17 protein-coding genes are annotated in these 18690 nt (G+C 72.8%); 9 read left to right on the forward strand and 8 right to left on the reverse strand.

Annotated features, from left to right (window positions below; translation table 11 throughout):
* Positions 1-215: 215 nt before the first annotated feature.
* Complete coding sequence (locus tag DEJ01_RS07235; protein ID WP_111092618.1) at positions 216-1379, reverse strand: acyl-CoA dehydrogenase family protein; 1164 nt, start codon at positions 1377-1379, stop codon at positions 216-218.
* 23 nt (positions 1380-1402) lie between these two features.
* Here DEJ01_RS07235 and DEJ01_RS07240 point away from each other — a divergent pair, with 23 nt between their 5' ends.
* Positions 1403-2197: an SGNH/GDSL hydrolase family protein gene (locus DEJ01_RS07240; protein ID WP_071244716.1), complete on the forward strand. Its 795-nt coding sequence runs from the start codon at positions 1403-1405 to the stop codon at positions 2195-2197.
* Between the two features lie 46 nt (positions 2198-2243).
* Here the strand turns inward: DEJ01_RS07240 and DEJ01_RS07245 are convergent, their stop codons facing one another.
* The 4 genes from DEJ01_RS07245 to DEJ01_RS07260 are packed head-to-tail and all read right to left on the reverse strand — an operon-like array spanning position 2244 to position 6817.
* The gene (locus tag DEJ01_RS07245; RefSeq protein ID WP_181438388.1) at positions 2244-3578 is read right to left on the reverse strand and encodes a serine hydrolase; all 1335 of its coding nucleotides are present in this window, start codon (positions 3576-3578) and stop codon (positions 2244-2246) included.
* Positions 3579-3620: 42 nt separating this feature from the next.
* Positions 3621-4853, reverse strand: a complete 1233-nt coding sequence (locus DEJ01_RS07250) for a D-alanyl-D-alanine carboxypeptidase family protein (RefSeq protein ID WP_146247573.1) — start codon at positions 4851-4853, stop codon at positions 3621-3623.
* 25 nt (positions 4854-4878) lie between these two features.
* A complete protein-coding gene (locus DEJ01_RS07255) occupies positions 4879-5529 on the reverse strand; it encodes a DUF1097 domain-containing protein (RefSeq protein ID WP_111055566.1) in 651 nt (216 codons plus the stop codon).
* Positions 5522-6817 carry an amidohydrolase family protein gene (locus DEJ01_RS07260; protein ID WP_111046375.1) on the reverse strand — a complete coding sequence of 432 codons (1296 nt, stop codon included), beginning with the start codon at positions 6815-6817 and terminating at the stop codon, positions 5522-5524. The genes DEJ01_RS07255 and DEJ01_RS07260 overlap by 8 nt, the downstream gene beginning before the upstream one ends.
* Positions 6818-6964: 147 nt before the next feature.
* Here DEJ01_RS07260 and DEJ01_RS07265 point away from each other — a divergent pair, with 147 nt between their 5' ends.
* The 3 genes from DEJ01_RS07265 to DEJ01_RS07275 are packed head-to-tail and all read left to right on the forward strand — an operon-like array spanning position 6965 to position 10403.
* Complete coding sequence (locus tag DEJ01_RS07265) at positions 6965-7642, forward strand: FadR/GntR family transcriptional regulator (RefSeq protein ID WP_111030131.1); 678 nt, start codon at positions 6965-6967, stop codon at positions 7640-7642.
* Positions 7639-8766, forward strand: a complete 1128-nt coding sequence (locus DEJ01_RS07270) for an acetamidase/formamidase family protein (protein ID WP_111092621.1) — start codon at positions 7639-7641, stop codon at positions 8764-8766. Before DEJ01_RS07265 ends, DEJ01_RS07270 begins: the two co-directional genes overlap by 4 nt.
* Positions 8763-10403, forward strand: a complete 1641-nt coding sequence (locus DEJ01_RS07275; RefSeq protein WP_111092622.1) for an AtzH-like domain-containing protein — start codon at positions 8763-8765, stop codon at positions 10401-10403. Before DEJ01_RS07270 ends, DEJ01_RS07275 begins: the two co-directional genes overlap by 4 nt.
* Here DEJ01_RS07275 and DEJ01_RS07280 read toward each other — a convergent pair.
* A complete protein-coding gene (locus DEJ01_RS07280) occupies positions 10400-11218 on the reverse strand; it encodes an RNA methyltransferase (RefSeq protein WP_111024981.1) in 819 nt (272 codons plus the stop codon). The genes DEJ01_RS07275 and DEJ01_RS07280 overlap by 4 nt on opposite strands.
* 259 nt (positions 11219-11477) lie before the next feature.
* Here DEJ01_RS07280 and DEJ01_RS07285 point away from each other — a divergent pair, with 259 nt between their 5' ends.
* The 3 genes from DEJ01_RS07285 to DEJ01_RS07295 all read left to right on the forward strand — a co-directional run bounded on the left by DEJ01_RS07285 (position 11478) and on the right by DEJ01_RS07295 (position 13863).
* Positions 11478-12311 (forward strand): Sir2 family NAD-dependent protein deacetylase, encoded by an 834-nt coding sequence (locus DEJ01_RS07285; protein WP_111046434.1) that lies wholly within the window; start codon positions 11478-11480, stop codon positions 12309-12311.
* A 132-nt stretch (positions 12312-12443) separates the two neighbouring features.
* The gene (locus DEJ01_RS07290; protein ID WP_111024980.1) at positions 12444-13082 is read left to right on the forward strand and encodes a histidine phosphatase family protein; all 639 of its coding nucleotides are present in this window, start codon (positions 12444-12446) and stop codon (positions 13080-13082) included.
* A gap of 49 nt (positions 13083-13131) precedes the next feature.
* Entirely contained in the window at positions 13132-13863 is a 732-nt protein-coding gene (locus tag DEJ01_RS07295) for a hypothetical protein (protein ID WP_111092623.1), read from the forward strand.
* A gap of 130 nt (positions 13864-13993) precedes the next feature.
* Here the strand turns inward: DEJ01_RS07295 and DEJ01_RS07300 are convergent, their stop codons facing one another.
* The gene (locus DEJ01_RS07300; RefSeq protein WP_111023087.1) at positions 13994-15064 is read right to left on the reverse strand and encodes a glycosyltransferase family 1 protein; all 1071 of its coding nucleotides are present in this window, start codon (positions 15062-15064) and stop codon (positions 13994-13996) included.
* 5 nt (positions 15065-15069) lie between these two features.
* The gene (locus tag DEJ01_RS07305; RefSeq protein WP_258370542.1) at positions 15070-16062 is read right to left on the reverse strand and encodes an alpha/beta fold hydrolase; all 993 of its coding nucleotides are present in this window, start codon (positions 16060-16062) and stop codon (positions 15070-15072) included.
* Positions 16063-16175: 113 nt separating this feature from the next.
* On the opposite strand from DEJ01_RS07305, the gene treS reads away from it, so the two are divergent.
* The gene (treS, locus tag DEJ01_RS07310) at positions 16176-17885 is read left to right on the forward strand and encodes a maltose alpha-D-glucosyltransferase (RefSeq protein WP_071403984.1); all 1710 of its coding nucleotides are present in this window, start codon (positions 16176-16178) and stop codon (positions 17883-17885) included.
* Positions 17886-17920: 35 nt separating this feature from the next.
* Positions 17921-18667, forward strand: a complete 747-nt coding sequence (locus DEJ01_RS07315; protein ID WP_220038670.1) for a 3'-5' exonuclease — start codon at positions 17921-17923, stop codon at positions 18665-18667.
* The last annotated feature ends 23 nt before the right edge of the window (positions 18668-18690 follow it).

The raw sequence follows: 18690 nt of genomic DNA on the forward strand, positions 1-18690 counted from the left end.
GCCGACCGACCCAGCACCGTGCGCCGCCACGCCATCGCCGCCGTCGCGCCCACCGCACCGCGCGCCCTTCGCGACTCGGTGCCGAGTTGGTTGCATGGTGCGGCGCCACAGGGCAGCACCGAGCGAGCAAGCTCGCACCGGCCGACGGACCCGGCACCGTGCGCGGCCACGCCACGCCGCCGCCACGCCACCCTCGCACCGTGCGAGCGCAGCGCTCAGCCGAGCGGGCCGAGCACCGACGCGGCGATCGTCCGCGCCGCGGAGTCCCGCGACGACGGGTGGTACTGCCCCGCCCGGACGTCCCGCGCCAGCCGCGCCAGCTCGCTCGACGACCGGAACGCCGAGCCACCGACGACGCGCATGGCCTCGTCCACGACGTGCTGCGCGGTGTCCACGGCCCGGGCCTTGGTGCCGACGAGCAGCGGGAACCAGCGGGCTCCGAGGTCGTCGAGCTCGTCGACCGACCGCGCCAGCGAGTCGACCTGCAGCGTGATCGCGTCGACCGCACCGCGCAGGTCGGCGATCGCCCGGCGCACGTCCGGGTCCTGCGACCGCGGAGTCCCGTCGGCCGCGGTCCGCCCCGCCACGGCGGCCGCCGCGAGCGTGATCGCCCGCTCCGCGACGCCGGCGTACACCGACGCGATGAGGAGCTCGAACGACGCGAAGATCCCGAACACGAGCGGGTCCTGGTTCGGCCCGACCGGCAGCGACCGGACGATGCGGTCGGCGGGGACGTGCACGCCGAGCAGCTTCGTCGTGCGGCTCTGCGTCGCGCGCATCCCGAGCGTGTCCCAGTCGTCCAGGTGCTCGACGTCGCCGTCCGACCGCAGGACGAACCCGTGCACGAGTCGTGGCTCCGACCCCGAGGTGTCCTTGCCGAAGACGCTCATCACGTCCCACGCCGGCGCGAGGGACGTGAAGACCTTCGTGCCGGTGAACCGGTAGCCGCCGTCGCCGTCCGGCTCCGCCGTCGTCGACGAGTCGAACAGCACGGCGTCGTTGCCGGGTTCACTCACCCCGAAGGCGAGCAGGTGGTCGTCCGCAGCGTGGTCGGTGACGGCCTGGAGGAACGACTCGCCTCGCGCACGGACCGCGCGGGCCGCCTGCACCCACACCTGGTGCATGCCGAGACCGAGTGCCGTCGCCGGTGCGGCCTGGGCGAGGGTGCGTTGCACCCGCGCGGTGGCGCGGAGGCCGAGGCCTGCCCCGCCCTGCTCGACGGGGACGCCGATCCGTAGGTAGCCGGCGGCGCGGAGCTCGTCGAGGTCCTCGGTGCAGAACGCGTTCGCGGCGTCGTAGCCCGGGGCGCGCTCGGCGATGCGGTCGAGCAGCTCGTCCGGCACCGACCAGCCGACGGCGTCCGTGTTGGCCTTCGTCATGCCACGAGACTAGGGTCCGGGACGTGTCAGATCGTCATCCTTGGACCAGGTACGTCGCGATCGGTGACTCGTTCACCGAGGGCATCGGGGACCCCGACCCCACCGTCCCGGGCGGGAACCGCGGCTGGGCGGACCGCGTCGCCGAGGTGCTCGCACACCAGACCGACGACTTCGCCTACGCGAACCTCGCGATCCGCGGGCGGTTGCTGCAGCAGATCATCGACGAGCAGGCCGAGGCCGCCGTCGCCCTGCACCCGGACCTCATCACGGTGTCCGCCGGCGGCAACGACATCATCCGCCCCGGCTCGGACCCGGACGAGCTCGCCGAGCGCGTGGACCGGCTCGTCGCCGACCTGCGCCGCGACGGAGCCACCGTCGTCCTGTTCACCGGCCCGGACGTCGGGATGACCCCGGTGCTCGGCATGGTCCGCGGCAAGACGGCGATCTACAACGAGAACCTGCACGCCATCGCCCTGAAGCACGGCGCCCTGGTGGCGAACATGTGGGCACTCCGGGTGCTCCGGGACCCGCGGATGTGGGCTCCGGACCGGCTGCACCACTCCCCGATGGGCCACTCGACGATCGCCGCGGCGGTGCTCGACACCCTCGGTGTGCCGCACGGGCTCGAACCGTTCAACCCGGACCCGCTCGAGGCGCGCCCGTGGCGTGAGGCTCGCGCCGAGGACCTCGGCTGGGCCCGGGAGTACCTGGTGCCGTGGGTGGTCCGGCGCATCAAGCACACCTCGTCCGGCGACGGGGTGTCGGCGAAGCGGCCCGAGCTGCAGATCGTCACGGAGCACCCCTCCGACACCCCGTAGACGCGGCGCGGGGCCGAGGGACGAGAGGCCGCGGAGCCGCGGGCCCTCAGTCCGCGGGGCGCCGCAGCGTGAGCGGTCCGTCGTGCAGCGGCTCGGTCTGCCAGCTCGTCGTCGTCGATCCCGTGGCCGGGTCGATCCGGACGTGCGCCAGGTGCGGGGTCTCGACGAACCGCACGTCGACGCGGATCGTCCCGTCGTCCGCGACGGCACCGCTCGCGGCGAGTGGTCCCTCGACGGCCCACTCCCCCTGCCCGACCGGCACCGACAGGGAGCCGCCGTCGACGTCGAGCGTGAGCCGCCACCCGTCGCCGTCGCGGGCCAGCGGACCGGCGTCGGCGAGGCCCTGCAGCGGCCCACCGTCGACGGCGGGCAGTCCCAGGGAGGTGAGCCGGGCCTCCAGGGCGGATGCCGACGCCGCGTCGGACGCGCGGTCGACGGCGGGCAGCAGGTGCTCCCAGACCGCGTCGAGGACGGCCTGCATGTCGAGGCTCTGGCCGGTCATCGCGAGGAGGACGTCCTGCTCCGGCAGGACGACGCAGAACTGGCCGTAGGCGCCGTCGCCGCGGAAGCCGTGGCGGGCCATCCAGAACTGGAAGCCGTAGCCCTGGGACCAGTCGGGGTTGGCCTCGTCCGGGTTGGCGACCTGCGTGCTGGTCGCCTGCTCGACCCAGTCGGCGTCGAGGATCCGCTCGCCGTCCCAGACGCCGCCCTGCAGGTACAGCTGGCCGAGCTTGGCGACCGCGTCGGTCGGCGCGTAGCACCCGCTGTAGCCGAGCTCCGCGCCGGTGTCGTCGCGGCGCCAGGCGAGGTCGTCGATGCCGAGCGGGTCGAGCAGGTGCGGGCGGAGCCACGCGACGAGGGACCCGCCGGTCACCCGCCGGACGATCTCGGCGAGGGTGTACGTGCACGGCTGGTTGTAGGCGAAGACCGTGCCGGGTTCCTCGTCCGGCGGGAGCAGCAGGAACCCGCGCACCGTGTTCGTCGGGTCGAGGGCCTGGGCGCGTTCGATCGTCTCCTCGCGGTGGCCGCTCGCCATCGCGAGCAGGTGCCGGACGCGGATGCGGCGACTGCGTTCGTCGGTGACGTCGGCGTCGAGCTCCGGGAAGTACGACAGCACGGTCGCGTCGAGGTCGATCAGGCCCGCCCGGACGGCGATGCCGACCCCGGCGGCGGTGAAGCTCTTGCTCAGCGAGTAGAGCAGGTGCACGTGGTCCGGGGCGTAGGGCTGCCACCAGCCCTCGGCCGCGACCTGGCCGTGCCGCAGCAACATGATGCTGTGCGGCTCCACGGCGGGGGTCGACTCGAGGGCGTCGAGCAGGGCGGTCACCCCGCCGGGATCGATGCCGAGGGCGGCGGGGGTGGTCCGGGGGAACGTCGTCATCGTCGTCACCCGACCGACTCTACGGTCGGCGGGCGACGGGCGTCACGCCCCCTGGAACGGGTTCGTCCAGCGCCACCAGACGCCGGGGTCGTCGATCGTGCGTTCGAGCACGAGCGGCACCGTGACCGGGTCGTGGTCGGAGATGCGGAACCGCACGTGCCCGACCCGCTCGCCCTTCGTGCCGAAGGTCACCTGCTCGAGCTTCGCCTTCGCAGTGACGGTCGTCTTGCCCCACACGAGCACCTCGGCGGCCTTCGTCGTGACCGCGTCGGCCTCGTCCTGCCACGGGGTCGAGAAGGTGCCGAAGGTCTGCCCCTGGTGCGTGAGCGTCACCACCTGGAAGTTGTCCGCAACGGACCGCAGCAACCGCTGCACGTCGACGTCGAGGGAGTCGTGGTCGACACCGCCGAGCATCACGCCGACGACGGTGACGTCCCTGCCGCCGCGCTCGTACGTCGCCGCGAACAGCAGACAGGCGCCGGCTTCGTCGAGGGTGCCGGTCTTGATCCCCTCGATGCCGTCGAGGCCGAGGAGCTTGTTCGAGTTCTCGATCTCGCCGACCGTCGGGATCGTGACGTCCTGGGTGCCGACGATGTCCTTGACCACCGGGTTCGCCAGCGCGAGCTGCCCGAGCTCGACCAGGTCGGTGGCGGTCGAGGTGTTGTCCGGGTCGAGGCCGGTCGGCTCGTGGATCGTGGTGTCGTCCAGGCCGTGTTCGTCGAGCCAGTCGTTCGCCGCGTGCTCGTAGGCGGCGATCGACCCGAAGGCCCAGATGGCGAGTGCGCCGGCGTAGTTGTTCGCCGACTTCATGAGCATCACCTGGAACGTCTGGTGCTCGGTGAGCTTCAGGCCGGCGGGCATCGGGGCGACCTCGCCGTTCTGCGCGGCGTACTTGGCGTACAGGCCCTCCATCTGCTTCGTGAAGCGGATGGACGGACCGGACTCCCCCGCGGCCATCGGTTTCTCGTCGAGCACCACGAGCGCCGTGACGACCTTCGTGATGCTCGCGATCGACCGGGGCTTCGTGTCGCCGCTGGTGCGCAGGCTCTCCGGGAAGTCCGTCGCTTCGACCGCCGTCGCGCCGTACCCCGGGAAGCTCAGCGCCGGGACGGTCGTCTTCGGTGCCGAGTACGTGGTGGTGCTGGCGCTCGCCGGGCCGAACGGTACGACGGCCGCGGCGACGAGGTACCCCGCCACCAGGAGCAGGACGGCGACCACCGAGATCGTGACCGGCCTCCGGACGGCGGAGCGGGGGCGGCGGACGACTCGTGACACGGGACCCGAGCGTACCGGTCCGCTCCTAGGCCGAGGCTGCGACGGGCTGGTCGGGCTGGCGTTCCGGAGCAGGAGGCGGGGTCGCTGCGCCGCCGGCGTCGGTCGCGGCGACCGGGTCGGCCGAAGCGGCCGGGTCGGACGAGCCGACCGAACCAGCCGAGCCCGTCGTCTCGGCCCGGGCGAAGGTCAGCCGACGGGACAGGTAGGCGAACACCGGCCCGAGCGCGTTCATCAGCACGACCGACACCCAGGCCGCCCAGGCGTTCCCCGGGTCGAACCCGAAGCCGCCGAAGCAGGTCGCGAAGAACGAGGCGAACCCGAGGAACATGCCGGGGACGAGCCCGAACAGCTTCGTGCGACCGGTGTACATCAGCGCGCAGTTCACGACGAGGATGAGCAGCGCCAGCACGGTGTTCTGCGCAGCCTGCCCCTCGCCGAACAGCGTGCCGAACCGCTGGTCGAGCAGGACGATGACCAGGCCGAACGCCGACCCGATCGGCATCGCGGCCCACAGGCGCGTGGCGTTCCGCAGCGTCGGCTTGCTGCCGAGCAGGAACATCCCCGCCCAGCTGATGAAGATCGCCCAGGTCGGCAGGTGCAGGGCGTTGCCCCCGATGAACGCCGTGGCACCGGCCAGGACGGAGGCGACGATCTCGTGCGGGATCCGTTCACGCATGGCTGAGTTCCTTCGATCGGTTCGTGGTGCGGCTGGTGGTGAGGCGGGTGGTCCGGGTGGTCTCGGCGACGACCCGGCCGCGCTTGACGACCAGGGCGCGGTCCGGCCGGTCGAGCAGGACGCCGTCCGGGTCGGTGGTGGAGAGCACCACGAGGTCGGCGGCGGCGCCGGGCCGGATGCCGTGGGTGTCCGCGACGCCGACGACCTCCGCCGCCCCCGTGGTCGCCATGGCGAGCACCCGGCGCAGGTCGTCCGGGCCGGACAGGTGCCCGGTCTGCGCCAGGAGCAGCCCGACGTCGAGCAGGTCGGCGTTGCCGAACGGGGTGAAGGCGTTCCGGACGTTGTTCGACGCGTACGCGCTCGTGACCCCGGCGTCCCAGAGTTCGCGGACCGGCACGACCCCGCGCCGCACGTCGTGGTCGTCGGACCGGCCGCCCAGGTGCAGGTCGGTCGCGGGCAGCGGCACGACGGCGACCCCGGCAGCTGCCAGACGGTCGAACAACGCCCGGCGCTCGCCGCGGGGCAGACTCGCGACCGAGGTCACGTGCCCGAGCGCCACCCGCCCCTGCAGCCCGCGGGCGGTCACGCGGTCGGCGATGTGCCCGGCGAGGGCGTACCGCGGGTCGGAGGTGTCGTCGGCGAAGTCGGCGTGCAGGTCGGCCGGCACCCCGAACTCCTCGGCGAGGTCGAGGACGGTCTCGACGTGCTCGTGGCACGCGGACAGGGTGTGCTCGTTGTACGTGCAGCCACCGATGACGTCCGCCCCCGCGGCGAGCGCCTGACGGAGCAGCGCGAGGGTGCCCGGTGCCTTGGCGATGCCCTCCTGGGGGAACGCGACGATCTGCAGGTCGAGGGCGTCCCGGTACTCGTCGCGCAGGTCGAGCAGCACCTCGACCCCGGTGAGCCCGACGATCGGGTCGACGTCGGGGTGTGCGCGGACGAGCGTCGTGCCGTTCGTGATGGCCTGGTCGAGCAGGGTGCGGGCGCGGTCGCGGACGGTGGCGTGGGTGAAGCCGCGCTTGAGCTCCCCCGTGACGGCGATGGCGCCGGCGAGGGTGCCGTCGGGGTTCGGGCGTTCCCGGTCGAGCAGGGCCTTGTCGACGTGCAGGTGTGCCTCGATGAGCCCGGGGATGAGCACACGTCCGGCGCAGTCGACCACGCGCGCGGAACCAGCGGGAGCGGCGGCACCGGGCAGCGCGTCGGCCACGCTGACGATCACGCCGTCGGCGATGGTGACGTCGACGGATCGACCGTCGGTCAGCCGTGCGTTGGTGAGGACCAGGTCCACGTCGAACCCCTCTTCCGGTCGGTGCGGGTGGGACGTGCTCCACCATTCGCCCGCCGTGTTTCGGCTTCCGACGCCGCGTGTGACGGCCGTGTAAAAGATGGTCGTACCAATGAACCAAGCAGACCAATCGGCCCTACGGTCGAGGGCATGCACCGTGGACGGACCCTGAGCGCGGCGACCGCCGCCCACCTCGGCACGCTCGTGCTCGACGACCTGCAGCCCGGCGACAAGCTGCCGCCGGAACGCACCCTCGCCGAGGACCTCGCCGTGTCCCGCACGACCATCCGCGAGGCGCTGCAGGAGCTCGAGCGCCGTCGCCTGGTCTCCCGGACCCCTGGTCGTGGCACCGTGGTGCTGCCGCGGCCGGAGGAAGCGTCCGCCCTGCTCGACCACCACCGCGACGACCTGGACCACCGGGCCGAGCACGTCGCCGAGTTCCGGACCGTCGTGGAGCCGCAGGTCGCCGGACTCGCGGCGTCGCGGGCGGGCGAGGCCGACCTGCTCACCCTGGAACGCATCCTCGCCGCCACCCACGCGGGGCTCAGCCCGGAGGAGTCGCTCGCCCAGGACGTCGCCTTCCACGTGCAGGTCGCCCGTACCTCGGGGAACCCCCTGCTCGTGTCCCTGTGCGAGCTCAGCAGCGGCTGGGTGCAGGACGTCCGTGCCCGCTCGCACAGCACCAGCGAGGGGCGCCGGTCGTCGTTCGAGTGGCACGAGCGGATCCTCGAGCGGATCCGGGAGCACGACGTCGCGGGCGCGACGCGGGCGATGGCCGACCACCTGGCCGACGTGGCCCACCTGGTCGAACGGAGGACGGAACGATGACCACCACACACCGCACCACCGCACGCGAGACCACCGCCCCCGCGGTGGCGACCCTGCAGCCCGGCGCCGGGCCCGTCCGCGGTGACCACGCCCTGCCCGTCGACCCGGAGACCGTCCTCTGGGGCCGGCTGCCGAGCGACGGTGACACCCCGGCCCTGACGATCGGCCCAGGGGAGTCGGTCACGATCGACACCGTCAGCCACGAGGGGATCCTCCCCGACCAGGGCAGCGACCCCGTCGCCTGGTTCGGCGACCACGGCGTCGCTCCGGAGCACGTCCTCGCCGACGCCGTCGCGATCGTTCACTCCGGTCACCGCGACCCCTCGGCGGACGGACCGCACGTCGTGTCCGGGCCGATCGCGGTGCGCGGTGCCCGTCCCGGTGACGTGCTGACGATGACGGTCCTCGAGACTCTGCCCCGGGTGCACTACGGCGTCGTGTCGAACCGGCACGGCCGCGGCGCCCTGCACGGTGAGTTCCCGGTCGACGGCACGACGGTGAGCGTCTTCGCCGACGTCGTCGACACCGACCAGGGCCGGCGGGGCCGTATCCCGCTCACCGCCGCCGGCGACCGCTTCGCGCACTTCCCCCTCGCCCCGTTCCTCGGGATCATGGGCGTCGCCACCCCCGGGGAGCGGCTGCACTCGGTCCCGCCCGGTCGCCACGGCGGCAACATCGACGTCAACCTGCTGCAGGCCGGGTCCCAGCTGCACCTGCCGGTGCTCGTCCCCGGCGCACTCGCCCACGTCGGTGACCCGCACTTCGCCCAGGGCGACGGCGAGGTCGCACTCACCGCGATGGAGGCCTCGCTCCGCGCGACGATCCGCTTCGACCTGACCCCGGCAGCCGAGGCCGCCGCGCGCTTCGGTGACCTGGTCTGGCCCGTCGCCGAGACGCAGGAGTTCCTCGTGCCCACCGGCATGGACCCCGACCTCGACGAGGCCGTCCGGCAGTGCGTCCGGCACGCCGTCGCGATCCTCGGCGCGCGCTGGGGCATGGAACGCCACCTGGCGTACGCGTACCTGTCGGCCGCGACCGACTTCAACATCTCGCAGGTGGTGGACCTGGTCACCGGGGTCCACGCCCGCATCCGCAAGGCCGACTTCGAGGAGCCCGCCCGATGACCACGCCCCCGGCGTCGCCCGCGCCCGACGCCGCGCCCGAAGGCCTGCTCGAGGCGCTCGACGCCTACGAGGCCGCCCTGCTGGCGAACGACCTCGACGCCCTCGACGCCGCCTTCGTCGACTCCCCCGGCACGATGCGCGGCGACGACCGCGGCCTGCTCGTCGGGCACGACGCGATCAGCGCGTTCCGCGGGGCACGGGGTGGGGTCGCGACCCGGTCGCTGACGCACGTCGAGGTCCGCCCCCTGACGGAGGACCGTGCCCTCGTCGTGTCAGTGTCCCGGTTCGCGGCGGGTGGGCAGGGCCTCCAGACCCAGCTCTGGCGCCGCGACGGCGACACCGGCGAACGCGAGACCCACGACGGCGACACCGGCGCGGGCCCCCGCTGGCGCATCGAGGCAGCCCACGTCACCGCCCGCCCCAAGGCCGTCGACACCACCGTCTGGCGGGCCGTCGGCGACCCGCTCGTCGCCCCCACCGCCTCCGGACCGCTCGACGGCCTGACCGTCGCGGTCAAGGACCTCTACGCCGTCCCCGGCCAGCCGGTCGGCGCGGGCAACCCGACGTACCTGCGCGAGGCCCCCGTCGAGACCGCGCCCGCCGCAGCGGTCGCCGCGCTCCTCGCCGCCGGCGCCTCGATCCGCGGGATCGCGCGCACCGACGAGTTCGCCTACAACCTGACGGGCCGGAACGCGCACCACGGCACGCCGCCGAACAGCGCGGCTCCCACCCGACTGCCTGGAGGCTCGTCCAGCGGATCCGCATCGGCCGTCGGCCTCGGGACGGCCGAGATCGGGATCGGCACGGACACCGCGGGATCGGTCCGGGTCCCCGCCTCGTACCAGGGGCTCTGGGGCCTCCGGACGACCCACGGCACGGTGTCCCGCGAGGGGCTGCTCCCGCTCGCGCCGTCGTTCGACACCGTCGGGTGGCTCACGCGGAGCCACGGTGTGCTGCTCGCCGCCCTCGACGCCACCGTGCCGCCGCCCGCGACGGCAGGGGCTTCCGATGCGACCGTGCTCGTCGTCCCCGAGGAACTCGTCGCACTCGTCGAACCGGCCGTCGCCCGGTCCTTCACCGCCTTCGTCGAGGCACTCGACGAACCCGTCGCGACCGTCCGGCTGCGGGACTTCGGCATCCCGGACCCCGCAGCACTGCAGGAGCAGATGCGCCTCGTCCAGGCCGCCGAGGCACTCGCCGCCCACGGCCCCTGGATCGACGCGCACCCCGGCGCACTGAGCCCCGTCGTCGGTGACCGGTTCCGGGCGGCACGCGCGAACGACCCCGACGCGACCGCCGACGCCGTCGCACGCCTCGACGAGGTCCGTGCGACGATCCGCCGTGCCCTCGCCGGTCGGACGCTGCTGTTCCCGACCGTGCCCGGACCCGCTCCGCTGCTCGACGCGGACACCGCTGCGCTCGAGCGCACCCGGACCGCCACCACGGCGATGACCGCGCTCGCGAGCATCGGCGGCCTGCCCGCGGTGAGTGCACCGGCGCTGACCGTGGACGGCGCGCCCGTCGGCGTCTGCCTGGTGGGCGGGCCGGCCACCGACCGTGCCCTGGTGATCCGTGGCGGGCGCATGCTGCCGGACCAGGCCGCCCCGGGCCTCCCGACGGTCTCGGTGGTGCGCTAGGAGGCGAGCCGCCGGGCGTGGGTGACCGCCCACAGACCGACGGCGCTCGCCGCGGCCACGTTGAGCGAGTCGACGCCGTGCGCCATCGGGATCCGGACGGTCGTGTCGGCCGACGCGATCGCGGCCGGCGTCAGTCCCTGCCCCTCGGTGCCCATCACGAGCGCGACCTTCTCGGGCAGGTCCGCCACGAAGGCGTCGAGGTCGACCGATTCGTCGGTCAGCGCCATCGCGGCCAGGTGGAAGCCCTGCGCGCGGAGTTCCTCACCAGCCGCGGGCCAGTCGCCGATGCGGGTCCACGGCACCTGCAGGACCGTGCCCATGCTCACCCGGACGCTCCGGCGGTACAGCGGGTCGGCACACCGCGGGCTGACGAGCACCGCGTCGGCGCCGAGGCCGGCGACGCTCCGGAACACCGCGCCGACGTTCGTGTGGTCGACGATGTCCTCGAGCACGACGACGACCTTCGCGTCCCGCACCACGTCGGCGACGCTCGGCAGCTCGGGACGCTGCATCGCGGCGATCGCACCGCGGTGCATCCGGAAGCCGGTGAGCTCCTCGAGCAGGGCGTCGGCACCGACGAAGACCGGCCCGTCGTGCTCCGCGACCAGGGGCAGGACACTGTCGAGCCACTTCTCCTGCACCAGGATGCTCCGCGGCACGTGTCCGGCGCGGACCGCACGCTCGATGACCGTGTTCGACTCGGCGATGTACAGGCCGCCCTCGGGCTCCGAGACCCGGCGGAGTGCCACGTCGGTCAGACGGGCGAAGTCGTCGAGGCGGGGATCGTCGAGGGAGTCGATGCGGACGGGGTGCACGGGGCTCGTTTCGGTGTGGTGCGGAGGCGGCGGGTGGGTCAGGCGGGCCGGGGCCGGCCGGCGCGGGTCCGGCGGCCCGGGGCCGGCGCGGGTCCGGGCTGCCGACGGGCTGCTCCGGGCTGTCGCCGGGCGGGTCCGCCGAGGATGCGCTCCGCCTGGGAAGCGACCGGGACGGTCGGGTGTTGAGGGTACCGTGAACAGGGTGCTGGATGATGCTGCGTCGACGACCGGACCGACCACCGGGGCGGCCGCCGGATCGGTGACCGCGGACGACCTGGACCGCGTCGTCGAGGTGCTCGCGGGCAAGCGGATCGCCGTGCTCTCCGGTGCCGGCCTGAGCACCGACTCCGGCATCCCCGACTACCGCGGTGCCGGACGGGTGGTGCGCAAGCCCATGACGTTCCAGGAGTTCCTGGCCGACCCCGCGAAGCGCCAGCGCTACTGGGCCGGATCGCACCTGGGCTGGCGGAGCTTCGCGGCCGCCGTGCCGAACGACGGACACCGGGCGCTCGCCGCACTCGAGGACGCCGGGATCGTCGCCGGGGTCATCACGCAGAACGTCGACGGCCTGCACCTGCGCGCCGGCTCCCGCCGCGTCGTCGAGATCCACGGCTCGATGGACCGCGCCGTGTGCCTGCGCTGCGGGCAGGTCTTCTCCCGCTCCGACCTCGCCGCCACCATCGACCGCGAGAACCCCTGGATCGACGAGCCCGGGTCCGTGCAGCTGCAGCCGGACGGTGACGTCGAGATCACCGACGTCGAACGGTTCGTCGTGCCCGCGTGCACCGTGTGCGGCGGCGACCTGAAGCCCGACGTCGTCTTCTTCGGCGAGTTCGTGCCGGCCGAGAAGTTCCGCGAGGCCGTGTCGATCGTCGCCGACGCCGACGCACTCCTCGTCGTCGGTTCGTCCCTCACCGTGAACTCGGGCGTGCGGCTGGTCGACCACGCTGCGCGCCGCAAGAACCCGGTGGTCATCGTGAACCGCGGCGAGACCCGCAGTGACCGTCGGGCGGCCGTGAAGCTCGACGCCGGCACCACCGAGACGCTCGTGCACCTGGCGGAGCGGCTCAGCGCGGCGGCGGCGACCGACTAGCCCGGTCGCGGTCGCCTGGGCCGACCTGCTGGTCGCGGCTTGCCTGGACCCGCGCGGGCGCTGCCGCCGGACGAGCCTGCGCGGTCGCGGTTCCCGGACGGGCCTGCCGTTCGCGTCTGCGAAGATCGACGGGTGACGACCCTCCTGTACCTCGTCCGGCACGGCGAGACCGACTGGAACGCGCAGCGCCGCATCCAGGGCTCGACCGACATCCCGCTCAACGACACCGGACGACGGCAGGCCGCCGAGGCCGCCGAGCTCCTGACCCGCCGGCCGTTCGACGCGGTGGTCGCCTCCCCGTTGTCCCGTGCGGCCGAGACGGGCGCGATCATCGCCGACCGCCTGGGCCTCGACGCACCGACGACGTACCCGGGCCTGGCCGAGCGCTCGTACGGCGAAGCCGAGGGGCTGACCGACGACGAGGTGTCGGCACGGTACCCGCACGACGACATCCCCGGTCGGGAGTCCCGCTCCGCGCTGCTCGCCCGCGTCACCGAGACGCTCGGCGAGATCGCGGTCCGGTTCGACGCCGGCGTCGTCGTGGTCGCGACCCACGGCGCGGTGATCCGCAGTGTCGTGAACGCCGCAGCCCCCGGCACCGCCGACCGCCGCAACACCCCGATCCGCAACGGGTCCATCCACTCGTTCCGGTGGGACCCCGAGCGCTTCCACGCCGAACTCGTCCGGTTCGACGACCCGATCGACGACGTGTCCGACGCCACCGGAGGGTCCGCGTTCGAGTACCAGAACCCCTTGGAGCGCCGGGGCTGACCGGGGACTAGGCTCCGACGCACCCGCACACCGGGGTGAGGGGAGCCACATGTCCGACGACGGAACCAGCCGACACGGCCAGCATGCCCTCGACCAGCAGGACGACGACCTCGACCGGGTGTTCGGTCCCGAGACGGCGAGCGTCCCCACCCGCACCCGGGCCCGCACGTGGTTCATCATCGGCGGGAGCACCCTCGCGGTGGTCGCGGTCATCGCAGTGGTGCTCGGGTCGATCATCGGGAGCGTCCAGAACGGCATCGGCGGGGTCTTCCCACGGCCGGACGTGGCGCTCGACCGGTTCGACACGCGCGTGCGTGCGCTGCCCGGCGTCACCGACGTGCGGCACCATGCCCCGTCGAAGACGGCGTTCGCGAGCTACGACGCCATCGCCTCGGTCCGGGCGGACCCGTCGCTCGACACCGCTGCCCGGCGTGACCTGGTCGCCGCCATCAGCCGCGCAGCCGACGAGTCCGGTGGCAACGGTGTCCGCGTCGTCGTGGTCGCCGACCTCGGCAACCTGGAGGTCGGCGTCACCGGCGCCGGAGAGGTCGCGGCGAAGCGCCTGGCACTGGCGGACACGCTCGACCACATCGGCGGTGTGACGGAGGTCCGTTGCTCGTGGGAGCGCGGCGGGGATCCGTCCGACGCCGCACGCGACCAGTCGATCGTCGTGCGGACCCCGGGTCGGGGTGCAGCGGTGCCGCCGATCGTGTCGCGGGTGACCGAGGAGACGCAGAAGGTGTTCCCCGGGGCGGACGTGCAGGTCATCGCGCCGGAGTGATCGTGCGGTGGTCGCGTGGTGTGGCGCGGCGGTGGCGCGTCCGACGTGGAACGACACGGTCGACGTCGCACGACATCGACATCGTCGTTCCGCATCGCCACGAACCGCGAGCCCGAACCCGCACCAGCCCTCAGCCCCGCCGGTCCCCCACCGCCCGCTCGACGGCCCGGACGACCTGCTCCGCCGAGTCCTGCCACCGGAACCGACCGGCACGCTCGATCGACTGCCGCGAGGCCTCGTCCCACCGTTCCTCGACCCGCCGGACGGCCGCGGCGAGGGCGGACGGCGACGCCGGGTCGAAGTACTCCGCAGCCGAGCCACCGATCTCCCGGAAGATCGGGATGTCGCTGACGACGACCGGGGTCCCGACGCCCATCGCTTCGACGAGCGGGATGCCGAACCCCTCGTCGTACGACGCGGTCGCCAGCGCAGTGGCCGAACGAAGCACGGACAGGTACTCCTCGTCGGTGGCGCCGTCGTGGAACACGATCGTCCCCGTGGGAGCCAGCGCCTCGAGACGTGCACGGTCGGCGTCGGACACCCGCGACATGCAGTGCAGCGTCCAGTCCGCCCCCAGGAGCGGCAGCGCCGCCGCCAGGGTCTCGACGTTCTTGTACGGCATGAACGAGCCCATGTAGACGAGCGAGCGTCCACGTGGCGCTCCGGCCACCCGCGGTGTCGCCGGGTCGGCCGCGTTGTAGGCGACCGTCACGGGTCGCTTCGTCAGCCGGTGCTCGGCGATCAGCCCGGCGGTCGTCTCGGACACCGTCACGACCCCGTCGGCGCCGTTCAGCAGGAACCGCTGCGGCGCCCAGGACAGGTGGAACGCCCGCCAGCCGAGCCGCAGCGGCCACGAGAACTCCCGCGGGGGCGTGCGGTTGCGGTAGTAGATCAGGTCGTGCAGCGTCAGGACGAGCGCGTACCGGCGCCCCCGTGACCCCATCGTCTGCATGGGCGAGAACACCGCGTCGAGCCCGAGCCGGTTGACGCGCCGGGCGACGAGCGGCTCCCCCGCGTCCGTCGGCGCGGGCAGCAGCTCCCACGGCAGGTCCCTCGGCAGCGACTCGAGCTGGCGCTCGTCGCTGACGAGCAGCACGTAGTCGTGCCGGTCCGGCAGGTGCGCGACGACCCCGGCGGTGAACCGGCTGATGCCGTCGTGCCGACCGATCCGCACGTACCGGCAGTCGATGCCGATGCGCAGGCGCGTCACGACGCGTCCGCCGTCCGGGAGGCCCGCCCCGCCCCCGACGGTCGGCTGTCCGTCGCGGCCGCGCCGCGTCCAGTGCGTCCATGGCGTCCCGCACGCCCGGTCGTGTCCGCCATCCGGCGGAGCACGGCCGCCGCGGCCGGAGCCGGCGTCTCGTAGTGCACCAGGTGGCCGACCCCCGGGATCACGACGAGCTCGGCGTCACGCAGCCGCTCGGCGAGTGCGCGCTGTTCGGGGACGGCGGTGATGTCGTCGTGCTCGGCCGCGACGAGCAGCACGGGCACGTGGATGCGGTCGGCGTACTCGGAGACGTCGTGGGTGACCGAGGTGCGGAACGCCTCGAGCACGCTCGTGCGGTTCGCGAAGGCCGAGAAGTACCGGTCGTGCTGGTCGTGCACCCATCGGCGGACGGCGGGGTCGTGCGACTTCAGCATCGCGATGCTCATCGCCCGGACGATCGCGCCGTTCCGCAGGATCCCGAGCCCGATCGGCTTCGGCAGGACCGCGCCGGCGCGGTAGTACCCGATCGCGATCGCGGTCCCGACGGCACGCGGTCCCTGCAGTGCCGGGGCCGCGATGGGGTTGACGAGGACGAGCAGCCGGGTGTCGAGCCCGGCGGCGACGGTGGCCGACACCACGATCGACCCGAACGAGTGCCCGAGCACGACCGTGTCGCGGCCGAGCCCGAGCGCGGCGTGGAACCCCGTCAGCCAGGCCACGTACGCGTCGATGTCCGACACCGGGAGCGGATCGGACACGCCGAAGCCGGGCAGGTCGGGCACGATCACACGGACACCTTCGAGGTGCGCGGCGATGGTCTCGAGCCCGTGGTGGTCCCCGCGGAACCCGTGCACGGCGAGCACGGTGCGATCCGCATCCTCGGGCCCGTAGACCCAGTAGTGCGTGGTCCGGCCGTCGACCTGGACGGCCCGGTGCACGACCGGGGTGGCGGCCATCAACGACTGGTACGGGGAGAGCACGGGCGGTTGCATCCGCGCCAGTCTAGGGAGCGAACCGCACGAAACCCCGGACACCCGCAGCATCTCGCGCCTATCGTGTCCGGGGCGGGCCGTCGACCGGTCCGTCGATGACGACGAGGAGCACGGTGACCTTCACAGCCCCGATCCAGCTGCCCGGCCTGACGCTCGACCCGCAGTGGTACAAGCGCTCGGTCTTCTACGAGTGCATGATCCGGTCGTTCGTCGACTCCAACGGAGACGGCATCGGCGACATCCAGGGCGTGATCGGCAAGCTCGACTACCTGCAGTGGCTCGGCGTGGACGCCCTGTGGCTGCCGCCGTTCTTCCAGTCGCCGATGCGCGACGGCGGGTACGACATCGCCGACTACCGGGCGATCCTGCCGGAGTTCGGCACGCTCGACGACTTCCGCGAGCTCGTCACGAAGTCGCACGAGCGGAACATGCGCATCGTGATCGACATGGTGATCAACCACACCAGCGACCAGCACGAGTGGTTCCAGCAGTCCCGCGAGGACCCGGACGGCCCCTACGGCGACTTCTACGTCTGGCGGGACACGGACGAGGACTACTCGAACATCCGCATCATCTTCGTCGACACCGAGGAGTCCAACTGGACCTTCGACCCGGTCCGACGCCAGTTCTTCTTCCACCGCTTCTTCTCGCACCAGCCCGACCTGAACTTCGAGAACCCCGCGGTCATCGAGGCGATCTACGACGTCGTCCGGCACTGGCTCGACATGGGCGTCGACGGGCTCCGGCTCGACGCGATCCCGTACCTGTTCGAATCAGAGGAGGGCAACGGCGAGGGCGAGCCGGAGACCCACGAGTTCATCAAGAAGCTCCGCGCGATGGTCGACGACGAGTACCCCGGCCGCGTGCTCCTGGCCGAGGCCAACCAGTGGCCGCGCGAGACGGCGGCGTTCTTCGGCACAGACGAGGAGCCCGAGTGCCACATGGCGTTCGACTTCCCGGTGATGCCGCGCATCTTCTACTCGCTCCGTGCCCAGCACGCCGCCGAGCTCAAGGCGATCCTCTCCGAGACCCTCGACGTGCCGGCCAGCGCGGCGTGGGGCGTCTTCCTCCGCAACCACGACGAACTCACGCTCGAGATGGTGAGCGAGGAGTACCGGCAGGCGATGTACGGCTGGTACGGCTACGACCCGCGGATGCGCTCGAACATCGGTATCCGCCGACGTCTCGCTCCCCTGCTCGACAACTCGCGCGCCGAGCTCGAGCTCATCCACGCGCTGCTGTTCTCGCTGCCCGGTTCGCCGTTCCTGTACTACGGCGACGAGATCGGGATGGGCGACAACATCTGGCTGCCGGACCGCGACTCGTCGCGCACGCCGATGCAGTGGACGCCGGACCGCAACGCCGGCTTCTCCACCGCCGACCCGGGCAAGCTCTACCTGCCCGTCGTGCAGTCGCTCGTGTACAACTACGCGCAAGTGAACGTCGAGGCGCAGCTCGCCCAGTCGCGCTCGCTGCTGCACTGGGTCCGGAACGTCATCCACACGCGCAAGGCCCACCCGGTGTTCGGCCTCGGGTCCCTGCACGTGCAGGAGACCTCGAACGACTCGGTGCTCGCCTTCGTCCGCTCGTGGGAGGGCTCCGGCCAGCAGTTCGGCCCCTCCGCCGAGGACGTCCTGTGCGTGTTCTCGTTCGCGACGAACCCGACCTCGGTCACGATCTCCGCTCCGGAGTTCGCGGGGCGCCCGCTCTACGACCTGTTCGGCGGCAGCTCGTTCCCGTCGTTCGACGAGGACGGCACCGTCACGCTCACCATGGGCACGCAGTCGTTCTACTGGCTGCACGTCGGCGCGCCGACCCGGTAGTCGGGGGTGTCGGTGCGTCCCGTTAGCCTGACCGCGTGACGTTCCCCACAGCACAGCTCGACGCGCCCGCTCCGTCCCAGGACCTCACGGGTCGGCCCTGGTGGCACGCGCTGGGCGTCTTCGACCTCGAGACCACCGGGGTCGACGTCGAGACGGCCCGCATCGTCACCGCCCACGTCGGGCTCATCGACATGACCGGGGCCTCCATCGTCGAGGGTGCCTGGATCGCGGACCCCGGCGTGCCGATCCCGGAGGGCGCCGCGGCCGTGCACGGCTACACCACCGAGCGCGCCCAGGCCGAGGGGCGTCCCGCGGCCGAGGTCGTCGCCGAGATCATCGCCGCGATCGAGGCCGTGTTCGCCCGGGGCATCCCCCTGGTGATCTACAACGCCCCGTACGACCTCACCGTCCTCGACCGCGAGGCGAAGCGGCACGGGTTCGCCTCGCCCGTCATCGGCAACGTCGTCGACCCGCTGGTGATCGACAAGGCGCTCGACACCTTCCGCAAGGGCAAGCGCACGCTCGAGGCCGCGTCCGAGCTCTACGGCGTCACCCTCGACGACGCCCACGACGCCGGTGCCGACGCGATCGCTGCCGGGCGTGTCGCCCAGGCCATCGCGGGCAAGTACCCGGACGAGCTCGCCATCTCCGCCGAGGAACTCCACCGCAAGCAGGTCGGCTGGTGCGCCGAGCAGGCCACCTCGTTCCAGGACTACATGCGCAAGAAGCGCGACCCGACGTTCACCGCCGACGGCCGCTGGCCCCACCGCAACGGCGCCTGACCTCGCACTGCCCCTTCGCACAG

It is taken from the genome of Curtobacterium sp. MCLR17_040, from assembly GCF_003234735.1.
Classification (GTDB): Bacteria; Actinomycetota; Actinomycetes; order Actinomycetales; family Microbacteriaceae; genus Curtobacterium; species Curtobacterium flaccumfaciens.

Excerpts from the sequence above, each read along its gene's own strand:
- DEJ01_RS07235 (WP_111092618.1), bottom strand. The coding sequence starts at position 1,379 with ATGACGAAGGCCAACACGGACGCCGTCGGCTGGTCGGTGCCGGACGAG.
- DEJ01_RS07245 (WP_181438388.1), bottom strand. The coding sequence starts at position 3,578 with ATGACGACGTTCCCCCGGACCACCCCCGCCGCCCTCGGCATCGATCCC.
- DEJ01_RS07255 (WP_111055566.1), bottom strand. The coding sequence starts at position 5,529 with ATGCGTGAACGGATCCCGCACGAGATCGTCGCCTCCGTCCTGGCCGGT.
- DEJ01_RS07265 (WP_111030131.1), top strand. The coding sequence starts at position 6,965 with ATGCACCGTGGACGGACCCTGAGCGCGGCGACCGCCGCCCACCTCGGC.
- DEJ01_RS07270 (WP_111092621.1), top strand. The coding sequence starts at position 7,639 with ATGACCACCACACACCGCACCACCGCACGCGAGACCACCGCCCCCGCG.
- DEJ01_RS07275 (WP_111092622.1), top strand. The coding sequence starts at position 8,763 with ATGACCACGCCCCCGGCGTCGCCCGCGCCCGACGCCGCGCCCGAAGGC.
- DEJ01_RS07295 (WP_111092623.1), top strand. The coding sequence starts at position 13,132 with ATGTCCGACGACGGAACCAGCCGACACGGCCAGCATGCCCTCGACCAG.
- DEJ01_RS07305 (WP_258370542.1), bottom strand. The coding sequence starts at position 16,062 with ATGCAACCGCCCGTGCTCTCCCCGTACCAGTCGTTGATGGCCGCCACC.